The sequence below is a fragment of the Ectopseudomonas khazarica genome, from assembly GCF_004521985.1.
In the GTDB taxonomy this organism is placed as follows: domain Bacteria; phylum Pseudomonadota; class Gammaproteobacteria; order Pseudomonadales; family Pseudomonadaceae; genus Aquipseudomonas; species Aquipseudomonas khazarica.
The window spans coordinates 89453-99856 of sequence record NZ_SBHZ01000017.1 but is presented as its reverse complement, the minus strand read 5'-3'; the positions used below and the strand labels follow the sequence as shown (position 1 = coordinate 99856).

At 66.6% G+C, this 10404-nt stretch carries 8 protein-coding genes; all 8 read left to right on the top strand.

What is annotated here, in order from left to right; translation table 11 throughout:
• Positions 1–401: AtuA-related protein (locus EPK82_RS20300; RefSeq protein WP_455708954.1), on the top strand; the 401-nt coding region annotated here is incomplete at its 5' end.
• 185 nt (positions 402–586) lie between these two features.
• On the top strand, positions 587–1456 hold the full coding sequence (locus tag EPK82_RS20295) for an SDR family oxidoreductase (RefSeq protein ID WP_134677830.1): 870 nt from the start codon (positions 587–589) through the stop codon (positions 1454–1456).
• 4 nt (positions 1457–1460) lie between these two features.
• Positions 1461–3077 carry a geranyl-CoA carboxylase subunit beta gene (gene atuC, locus EPK82_RS20290; RefSeq protein WP_134677829.1) on the top strand — a complete coding sequence of 539 codons (1617 nt, stop codon included), beginning with the start codon at positions 1461–1463 and terminating at the stop codon, positions 3075–3077.
• Positions 3078–3135: 58 nt separating this feature from the next.
• The gene (atuD, locus tag EPK82_RS20285) at positions 3136–4296 is read left to right on the top strand and encodes a citronellyl-CoA dehydrogenase (protein ID WP_134677828.1); all 1161 of its coding nucleotides are present in this window, start codon (positions 3136–3138) and stop codon (positions 4294–4296) included.
• Between the two features lie 123 nt (positions 4297–4419).
• Positions 4420–5217 carry an isohexenylglutaconyl-CoA hydratase gene (gene atuE, locus EPK82_RS20280; protein WP_134677827.1) on the top strand — a complete coding sequence of 266 codons (798 nt, stop codon included), beginning with the start codon at positions 4420–4422 and terminating at the stop codon, positions 5215–5217.
• Between the two features lie 170 nt (positions 5218–5387).
• Entirely contained in the window at positions 5388–7376 is a 1989-nt protein-coding gene (locus tag EPK82_RS20275; protein WP_134677826.1) for an acetyl/propionyl/methylcrotonyl-CoA carboxylase subunit alpha, read from the top strand.
• 101 nt (positions 7377–7477) lie between these two features.
• A complete protein-coding gene (locus EPK82_RS20270) occupies positions 7478–8302 on the top strand; it encodes an SDR family oxidoreductase (protein WP_134677825.1) in 825 nt (274 codons plus the stop codon).
• A 253-nt stretch (positions 8303–8555) separates the two neighbouring features.
• Positions 8556–10382: a long-chain-acyl-CoA synthetase gene (locus tag EPK82_RS20265; RefSeq protein ID WP_134677824.1), complete on the top strand. Its 1827-nt coding sequence runs from the start codon at positions 8556–8558 to the stop codon at positions 10380–10382.
• Positions 10383–10404 lie beyond the last annotated feature (22 nt).

The following is a 10404-nucleotide window of genomic DNA, read 5'->3' as shown; positions in this document are numbered from 1 at the left end:
ACCCGGCCCAGGTGCCCGCCCCCGCTGCCCTGCCCGTGCCCATGGACGACGCCGACAGCGCCGTACCGCTGGTGCGCCTGGCCGTGGCGCGCTCCGGCGACAAGGGCGACCACAGCAACATCGGTGTGATGGCGAGAAAGCCCGAGTACCTGGCGTGGATCGCCGCCGCGCTGACGCCCGAGGCGGTGGCTCAATGGATGGCCCACACTCTGGATGCCGAGCAGGGACGCGTGAGCCGCTGGTACCTGCCGGGCAGCCACAGCCTCAACTTCCTGCTGGAGAACGCGCTGGGCGGTGGTGGCGTCGCCAGCCTGCGCATCGACCCGCAGGGCAAGGCGTTCGCCCAGCAGTTGCTGGAATTCCCGGTACCGGTGCCCAGGGCACTGGCCGAAGCGCTGTAGGTGCCAATCGCAGGGTGGATGACGCGTCATCCACCCACCGGCTTCGGGTGGGAAACGCTGCGCGGCTTCCACCTTCCATGTTGTAGGAGCGGTCGGGCGACGTATCGCTTCAGCCGCGATCTGGACTGGGCAAGAGCATCGCGGCTGATGCCGCTCTTACGGAACCGAGAAGGACAACAAGAACAATGAGCTACGACTCCGTATTCCGACCCGGCCTGTTCGCAGGCCAGACCATCCTGGTCACCGGTGGTGGCAGCGGCATCGGCCGCTGCGTGGCCCACGAACTGGCCCATCTCGGCGCTCACGTGGTGCTGATCGGGCGCAAGCAGGACAAGCTGGAAAACACCGCAGGCGAGATCATCGAGGATGGCGGCAGCGCCAGCTGGCATGTCTGTGACATCCGCGACGAAGACAGCGTGAAGGCCATGGTCGCCACGCTGATCGCACAGCGCGGGCGCATTCACCAGCTGGTCAACAATGCCGGTGGGCAGTTCCCGGCGCCGCTGATCGGCATCAACCAGAAAGGCTTCGAGACCGTGGTACGCACCAACCTGGTGGGTGGCTTCCTGGTGGCCAGGGAAGTCTTCCTGCAGAGCATGAGCAAGCACGGCGGCGGCATCGTCAACATGCTCGCCGACATGTGGGGCGGCATGCCCGGCATGGGCCACTCGGGCGCGGCGCGGGCCGGCATGGAGAACTTCACCAAGACCGCCGCCTACGAGTGGGGCCACGCCGGCGTGCGGGTCAACGCCGTGGCACCCGGCTGGATCGCCTCCAGCGGCATGGACACCTACCCCGAATCGATGAAGAACATGATCCGCAACCTCAAGGATCACGTACCGCTGCAACGCATCGGCAGCGAGTCCGAGGTGGCCGCGGCCATCGTGTTCCTGCTCAGCCCCGGCGCCAACTTCATCAGCGGCAACACCATCCGCATCGATGGTGCCGCCAGCCAGGGCACCCGCGCCTGGACACTGGGCAAGGCGACGAACAGCGAATCGTACAACGGTTTTCACCGAGCCTACGTGCCCGACGTACTGAAAGACCAGGAGTAAGGCGATGCCCGTGATCCAATCGGAAATCGACGTACATGGCGACGCCTTCGCGCAGAACCGCGAGGCCATGCTGGCGGCCATCGCCAGCTTCCGCGACGTGGAACAGAAGGTGCTCGACAAGGCCCAGGAGGCCAAGGCCAAGTTCGACAAGCGCGGCCAGCTGCTGCCCCGCGAGCGCATCAGCCTGCTGCTCGACCTCGGTGCACCGTTCCTCGAACTGGCCTCGCTGGCCGGCTACAAACTGCACGACGACAAGGACGGCAGCCAGGCCGGTGGCGGGCTGATCGCCGGCATCGGCTACATCGCCGGGGTGCGCTGCCTGGTGATCGCCAACAACAGCGCGATCAAGGGCGGCACCATCTCCCCCACCGGCCTGAAGAAATCCCTGCGCCTGCAGCAGATCGCGGTCGAGAACAAGCTGCCGGTGGTGACCCTGGCCGAGAGCGGTGGCGCCAACCTCAACTACGCCGCCGACATCTTCGTCGAAGGCGCACGCGGCTTCGCCAACCAGGCGCGCATGTCCGCCATGGGCCTGCCGCAGATCACCGTGGTGCACGGTTCCAGCACCGCCGGCGGGGCCTACCAGCCAGGGCTGTCGGACTACGTCGTGGTGGTGCGTGGCAAGGCCAAGATGTTCCTCGCCGGCCCGCCACTGCTCAAGGCCGCCACCGGCGAGATCGCCAGCGACGAGCAACTCGGCGGCGCCGAGATGCATGCCCAGGTCGCCGGTACCGCCGAGTACCTGGCCGAGAACGACGCCGATGGCGTGCGCCTGGCCCGCGAGATTCTCGCCATGCTGCCGTGGAACCAGCAACTGCCTGCACGCCCGGCGAAAACCTGGCGCGAGCCGCTGTACCCGGCCGAGGAGCTGCTCGGTCTGGTACCAGCCGACGCCAAGAAGCCCTATGACGTGCGCGAGATCATCGCGCGCATCGCCGATGGCTCGGCGTTCCTCGACTTCAAGAACGAATTCGACAGCCAGACCGTCTGCGGCCACCTGCAGATCGAAGGCCAGGCCTGCGGTTTCATCGGCAACAACGGCCCGATCACCCCGCAGGGTGCGGCCAAGGCGGCGCAGTTCATCCAGCTGTGCGAGCAGAGCAATACCCCGATCCTGTTCTTCCACAACACCACCGGCTTCATGGTCGGTACCGAGTCGGAACAGCACGGCGTGATCAAGCATGGCTCGAAGATGATCCAGGCGGTGGCCAACGCCACGGTGCCCAAGCTCACCATCGTCGTCGGCGGCTCCTACGGCGCCGGCAACTACGCCATGTGCGGACGTGGCCTCGATCCGCGCTTCATCTTCGCCTGGCCCAACAGCCGCACCGCAGTGATGGGCGGCGCCCAGGCCGGCAAGGTGCTGCGCATCGTCACCGAGGAGAAACACGCCAAGGAAGGCAAGGAGGCCGACCCGAAGATGCTCGACATGCTGGAAACCGTTACCGCGCAGAAGCTCGACAGCCAGTCCACGGCGCTGTACGGCACCGCCAGCCTGTGGGACGACGGCCTGATCGACCCGCGCGATACGCGCAAGCTGCTGGGCCTGTTGCTGGATATCTGCGCCGAAGCGAGCCTGCGTCCGTTGAAGACGAGCAGCTTCGGCGTCGCCAGATTCTGAAAAACCCAGGGCGGGTGCCACCCGCCGCCAGCCCCATTCGATACGGAGCACAACAACAATGATCTTCACCCAGGAACACGAAGAACTCCGCCGCACCGTCCGCAACTTCGTCGACAGGGAAATCAACCCGCATGTCGATGAATGGGAGAAGGAAGGTCGCTTCCCCATCCACGACATCTTCAGGAAAGCCGGCGAACTGGGTCTGCTGGGCATCTCCAAGCCGGAGCAGTTCGGCGGCATGGGCCTGGACTATAGCTACTCGATCGTCGCCGCCGAGGAGTTCGGCACCATCCATTGCGGCGGCATTCCCATGTCCATCGGCGTGCAGACCGACATGTGCACGCCCGCCCTGGCCCGCTTCGGCTCCGACGCGTTGCGCGACGAATTCCTGCGCCCGGCCATCAGCGGCGAGATGGTCGGCTGCATCGGGGTTTCCGAAGTCGGTGCCGGCTCCGACGTGGCCGGTCTGAAGACCAGCGCACGCAAGGACGGCGACGACTACGTGATCAACGGCAGCAAGATGTGGATCACCAACTCGCCATCGGCGGACTTCATCTGCCTGCTGGCCAACACCAGCGACGACAAGCCGCACGTCAACAAGTCGCTGATCGTGGTGCCGATGAAGACGCCGGGGATCAGCGTCAGCCCGCACCTGGACAAGCTCGGCATGCGCAGCTCGGAAACCGCCCAGGTGTTCTTCGACAACGTGCGCGTACCGCAGCGCTACCGCATCGGTCACGAAGGCGCCGGCTTCATGATGCAGATGCTGCAGTTCCAGGAGGAACGCCTGTTCGGCGCGGCCAACATGATCAAGGGCCTGGAGCACTGCGTCGACAGCACCATCGACTACTGCAAGCAGCGCCACACCTTCGGCCAACCGCTGATCGACAACCAGGTCATCCACTTCCGCATGGCCGAGTTGCAGACCGAGATCGAAGCCCTGCGTGCCCTGGTCTACCAGGCCACCGAGCAGTACGTGAAGGGGCGTGACGTGACCCGCCTGGCGTCGATGGCCAAGCTCAAGGCCGGTCGCCTGGGCCGCGAGGTATCCGACGCCTGCCTGCAGTACTGGGGCGGCATGGGCTTCATGTGGGACAACCCGGTGTCGCGCGCCTACCGCGACGTGCGCCTGGTCAGCATCGGCGGCGGTGCCGACGAAATCATGCTCGGCATCATCTGCAAGCTGATGGGCATCCTGCCCGGGAAGAAGAAAGTCTGAACGCAGGGTGGATCACGCTGTATCGATCCACCCTGACGGTGGACGTAAAAGCGACGTCCAGCCTACGCGCCGAAACACCATTGCCGTGCGGCGGGTTCCACCCGCCCTACACCGAGGTATGCGATGAACGACCTGCCCCACTGCGAAACCCTGCTGCTGAACCTCGAGAACGGCGTGCTGCACGTCACCCTGAATCGTCCGGACAGCCGCAACGCCATGAGCCTGGCCATGGTCGGCGAGCTGCGCGCCACCCTGGAAGCCGTGCGCCATGAGCCGGGGGTACGCGCCCTCGTCCTGCGTGGCGCGGACGGCCACTTCTGCGCCGGTGGCGACATCAAGGACATGGCTGGCGCCCGCGCCAGAGGCGGCGACGCCTACCGCGAGCTGAACCGCGCCTTCGGTGCGCTGCTGGAGGAGGCCCAGGCCGCGCCGCAGGTGCTGGTGGCCGTGCTGGAAGGCGCCGTGCTCGGCGGCGGTTTCGGCCTGGCCTGCGTGTCCGACGTGGCCATCGCCGCCAGCGACGCCAGATTCGGCCTGCCTGAGACCACGCTGGGCATCCTGCCGGCGCAGATCGCCCCGTTCGTGGTGCACCGCATCGGCCTGACCCAGGCCCGCCGCCTGGCGCTGACGGCCGCCCGTGTGGACGGCGCCGAGGCGCTGCGCCTGGGCCTGGTGCATCACTGCGAGGCCGACGCGACTGCGCTGCAACAGCGCCTGCAGGACACCCTGGCACAGATCCGCCAGTGCGCGCCGCAGGCCAACGCCCAGACCAAGGCGCTGCTGCTGGCCAGCGAACGTGAGGCGCTCGGCCCACTGCTCGACCGCGCGGCCGAACAGTTCGCCGCCGCCGTCACGGGCGCCGAGGGCGTCGAAGGCACCATGGCCTTCGTGCAGAAACGCAAGCCGAAATGGGTGCAATGATGGCTTGGACGGACTGATACCGCCGTCCTTTCGGAGCAACCGCAGGGTGGCTGTCGCTTTTCACATCCGCCCACGCACGTACCACACACGGTGGATCGAGACAGCGCGATCCACCCTACGAACATCGTGGCCCGGATGAAGTCCGCGGATCGCCGCACAGGAGCACGAAGATGCCCGCATTCAACAAGATCCTGATCGCCAACCGTGGCGAGATCGCCTGCCGGGTGATGCGCACCGCCCTCGAGCTCGGTTACCGCACCGTTGCGGTCTACTCCGAAGCCGATGCCGACGCCCGCCATGTGCAGCTGGCCGATGAGGCGGTGTGCATTGGGCCCGCCCAGGTGAACCAGTCCTACCTGCGTATCGATGCCATCATCGAGGCGGCGCGCCGGACCGGCGCCGACGCCATCCACCCCGGCTACGGCTTCCTCTCCGAGAACGCCGATTTCGCGCGTGCCTGTACAGACGCCGGCATCGTCTTCATCGGCCCGAGCGTGGACGCCATCCACCTGATGGGCAGCAAGCGCCTGTCGAAGATCGCCATGCTGGAAGCCGGCGTGCCGTGCATTCCGGGCTACGAAGGTGCCGCCCAGGATGACGACACCCTGGCCAGCGAAGCCGAGCGCATCGGCTATCCGCTGATGATCAAGGCCAGTGCCGGTGGCGGCGGTCGCGGCATGCGCCTGGTGCAGGCATCCGCTGAGCTGCTGGCGCAGATTCGCACGGCCCGCTCGGAGGCGCAGAACGCCTTCGGTTCCGGCGAGCTGATCCTCGAACGCGCAGTGATCCGCCCGCGCCACGTCGAGATCCAGGTGTTCGGCGACACCCACGGCAATATCGTCTACCTCGGCGAGCGCGACTGCTCGGTGCAGCGCCGCCACCAGAAAGTGGTAGAGGAAGCGCCCTGCCCGGTGATGACGCCCGAGCTGCGCCGTGCCATGGGTGAAGCCGCGGTGAAGGCGGCGGCCTCGGTCAGCTACGTCGGAGCCGGCACGGTGGAGTTCCTGCTCGACGCCAGTGGCGAGTTCTTCTTTCTGGAGATGAATACCAGGCTGCAGGTGGAGCACCCGGTCACCGAACTGATCAGCGGACAGGACCTGGTGGCCTGGCAGATTCGCACCGCTGCCGGCCAGCCACTGCCGCTGCGCCAGGAGGAAATCCGCCTGCAGGGTCATGCCATCGAAGTGCGCCTGTATGCCGAGGATGCCGCCGCCGGCTTCCTGCCACAAACCGGCCAGGTTCTGCGCTGGGAGCCGGAGCTGCTGCCGGGTGTGCGCATCGACCACGGCCTGCTCGAAGGCCAGGCCGTCACGCCCTTCTACGACCCGATGCTGGCCAAGGTCATCGCCTACGGCGAGACCCGTGACGACGCCCGGCGCAAGCTGGTGCGCGCCGTGGAGCGCTGCGTGCTCCTCGGCGTCAACGGCAACCAGCGTTTTCTCGCCAACCTGCTCGAACACCCGCAGTTCGCTGCCGGCAACGCCACGACGGCGTTCATCGCCGAACACTTCGAGAACGACCCCAGCCTGCAGCCACACAGCGCCAGCCTGGCCGAGCTGGCCATCGCCGCCGCCCTGCTCTACCAGGCTTCGGCAAACGCGCGCGCGCATCAGCCGGGTCTGTCCGGCTGGCGCAACGCAGGCGGTGCGCCCTGGCGCTGCGTGCTCAAGCAGGGCGAGCACAAGCATGCCGTCGAGCTGGAGGTGGTCGCCGGCGGCCCTCAGGCACAACTTCGCGTGAGCCGGGGTGACGAGCAGCTGTGCCTGCGCCTGCTGGCCAGCGACGGACGCTGGCTGACCCTGGAGCTGGACGGCGTGCGCCGCCGCCAGGCTTATCACCACGAAGGCGAGCGCCTGTGGCTGTATGGCGAGCAGGGCAACCTGGAACTGCTGGACGTCACCCACGAACCGGCCGGGGGCCAGAATGCCGCCAGCAGCGGTGCGGTGAAGGCGCCGATGGACGGCGCCATCGTCGATGTCCTGACCAGCGAGGGCGCCAGCGTCAGCAAGGGCCAGCTGCTGCTGGTGCTGGAAGCCATGAAGATGGAGCACCCGCTCAAGGCGGGTGTCGACGGCATAGTCCGGCGGATCGGCGTCAACCAGGGCGACCAGGTCAAGAGCCGTCAACTGCTGGTGGAAATCGAAGCTTCAGAAACCTGATGCGGGGTGGATGGCACTGCATCCATCCGCCCCGACACCGCCCGGGTGGGTGAACGGAACGTCATCCGCCCTACGACAACAACGAGCCCCGGAGCACTCTCATGTCACTTTCTGCCAAGACCCTGTTCATCACCGGCGCCAGCCGTGGTATCGGCCGTGAAATCGCGCTCAAGGCCGCCGCCGAGGGCGCCAATATCGTCATCGCGGCCAAGAGCGCCGAACCGCATCCCAAGCTGGAGGGCACCATCTTCAGCGTCGCCGCCGAAGTCGAGGCCGCTGGCGGCAAGGCGCTGCCCCTGCAACTGGACGTACGCGACGAACAGGCCGTGGCAGCCGCCATGGCGCGCGCAGCCGAGCATTTCGGCGGCATCGACGCGCTGGTCAACAACGCCGGCGCGATCAAGCTGGTGGGGGTGGAGCGGCTCGAACCCAAGCGCTTCGACCTGATGTACCAGATCAACACCCGCGCCGTGATGGTCTGCAGCCAGGCCGCCCTGCCCTATCTGAAACAGAGCGCCGGCGGGCATATCCTCAACCTGTCGCCGCCACTCAACCTCGACGCCAAGTGGTTCGCCCAGCATGGTCCCTATACCGTCACCAAGTACGGCATGAGCATGCTGACCCTGGGCATGAGCGAGGAATTCAAGAAGTACGGCATCAGCGTCAACTCGCTGTGGCCGAAGACCATGATCGCCACCGCCGCCATCGAGTTCGAGCTGGGCAGCCGCGACGCCTTCAAGCGTGCGCGCACCCCGGCGATCATGGCCGACGCGGCCCGTGCGATCCTGGCGAGCGAGAGCCGCAGCATCAGCGGACGCCTGCTGATCGACGAGGACATCCTGCGCGAACAGGGCCAGAGCGATTTCGAACACTATCGCTTCGACCCCGCAGGCGGCAGCCTGATACCCGACCTGTTCGTCGACTGAACACTGCGGCCCTTCGTAGCCCGGATGCAATCCGGGGGAACCCGAGCACCAATCCCCGGATTGCATCCGGGCTACGACTGCACGCAGGCCCATGGCGGAGCGGACCTGCTCTGCCACCTGGGCGCGCCCTGAAGAGCGACGCCTATTTGCCGATCTGCCCTCGCCCGCATGCGCCAGGGCCATGGCTGCGCCCAGCCGGGCCAACTAGAGTCAGGCCTCGCGTCCCACGACTGACACCCCAAGTGCGAGCCCCATGAGCCAAACCGATCTGATTTCGCCCATTCGCTTCCTGGCCCACCTGCCGCAGCACCTGCCACGCGTGCCGCGCATGCTGCGTGGCCTCTACTACGCCGGCATCCGCAACCGCGAGAAGCCGCTGTCGCTGGCCTGGGCGCTGCAACGCGCCGCCCGGCATCACCCCGAACGCCCGGCGCTGATGGACGAGCAACGCCAGATCAACTACCGCGACTTCAATACCTGGGCCAACCGCCTGGCCTGGGCGTTCAAGCGCGAGGGTGTCAGGCATGGCGACGTGATCGCGGTGATGCTGGAAAACCGCCTGGAGCTGCTGGCGATCCTCGCCGCCCTGAGCAAGCTCGGTGCCGTCGGCGCACTGATCAACACCACCCAGCGCGGCAAGGTCCTGGCGCACAGTTTCAATCTGGTCAAACCGCGCCTCCTGGTGATCGGCGACGAGCTACTCGGAGCCTTCGAGGAAATCGCCGAGCACCTGCACGACCCGCATGCCCGCCGCTACTGGGTGGCCGATCAGGACTGCCTGGTCGATGCGGGGCGGCCGCCGAGCGGCTGGGCCAATCTCATGCAGCTGGGCAGCGGCCAGGCGCAGGACAACCCACCGGACAGCCTGCGCGTCCGCATGAAGGATGCCTGCTTCCTGATCTACACCTCCGGCACCACCGGCCTGCCCAAGGCCTCGATCATGAGCCATGGCAAGTGGATCAAGGCATACGGCGGCTTCGGCCACTCCGGCCTGACCCTCAACGCGCACGACGTGCTCTATCTCACCCTGCCCTGCTACCACAACAACGCCGTCACCGTATGCTGGAGCGCGGCACTGGCCGGCGGTGCCGCCATTGCCCTGCGGCGCCGTTTCTCCGCCAGCGCCTTCTGGAGCGACGTGGCGCGCTACCGGGCCACCTGCTTCGGCTACATCGGCGAGCTGTGCCGCTATCTGCTCAACCAACCCGTGCACCCAGCGGAGCAGGACAACAGCCTGCGCTGCATGATCGGCAACGGCCTGCGTCCGTCGATCTGGGCCGAGTTCAAGCAACGCTTCGGCGTCCGGCAGATCACCGAGTTCTATGCCTCCAGCGAAGGCAACATCGGCTTCACCAACGTGTTCAACTTCGACAATACCGTCGGCTACACACCGGCCACCTACGCCATCGTGCGCTACGACCTGGAGAACGACTGCGTCCTGCGCGACGCGAAGGGTTTCCTGCACAAGGCCGACAAGGGTGAAGCGGGCCTGCTGATCAGCGAGATCAGCGCCAAGTGGCCCTTCGACGGCTATACCGACCCGGCCAAGAGCGAGTCGGTGATCCTGCGCAATGTGTTCAAGCAGGGTGACGCCTGGTTCAACACCGGCGACCTGATGCGCGATATCGGCTGCAAGCACGCGCAGTTCGTCGACCGCCTCGGCGACACCTTCCGCTGGAAAGGCGAGAACGTCTCCACCACCGAGGTGGAGAACGTGCTCGGTGCCTTCCCCGGCGTGGAAGACGCGGTGGTCTACGGCGTGGAGATTCCCGCCACCAACGGCCGCTGCGGCATGGCTGCACTGCGCCTGACGCCCGGTAGCGATCTCGATGGCGCAGCGCTGGCGAGCTACCTCGACGCGGAGCTGCCGGCCTACGCCGCCCCCCTGTTCATCCGCCTGCTCGGCGAAGTGGAGACCACCGGCACCTTCAAGTACAAGAAAACCGATCTCAAGCAGGCCGCTTACGACCCGGCCCGGAGCCACGACCCACTCTACGTGCGCCTGCCCGACACTGCGCACTTCCAGTGCCTGGACAGCGCGCTGCACGCGGCCATCGTGCGCCAGGACTATCGTTTCTGAAAGCGCAACGCCCAGATCAGCT

What these genes read in the sequence shown, in the direction of transcription:
- EPK82_RS20295 (WP_134677830.1), top strand. Translation starts at nt 587, where the DNA reads ATGAGCTACGACTCCGTATTCCGACCCGGCCTGTTCGCAGGCCAGACC.
- atuC (WP_134677829.1), top strand. Translation starts at nt 1,461, where the DNA reads ATGCCCGTGATCCAATCGGAAATCGACGTACATGGCGACGCCTTCGCG.
- atuD (WP_134677828.1), top strand. Translation starts at nt 3,136, where the DNA reads ATGATCTTCACCCAGGAACACGAAGAACTCCGCCGCACCGTCCGCAAC.
- atuE (WP_134677827.1), top strand. Translation starts at nt 4,420, where the DNA reads ATGAACGACCTGCCCCACTGCGAAACCCTGCTGCTGAACCTCGAGAAC.
- EPK82_RS20275 (WP_134677826.1), top strand. Translation starts at nt 5,388, where the DNA reads ATGCCCGCATTCAACAAGATCCTGATCGCCAACCGTGGCGAGATCGCC.
- EPK82_RS20270 (WP_134677825.1), top strand. Translation starts at nt 7,478, where the DNA reads ATGTCACTTTCTGCCAAGACCCTGTTCATCACCGGCGCCAGCCGTGGT.
- EPK82_RS20265 (WP_134677824.1), top strand. Translation starts at nt 8,556, where the DNA reads ATGAGCCAAACCGATCTGATTTCGCCCATTCGCTTCCTGGCCCACCTG.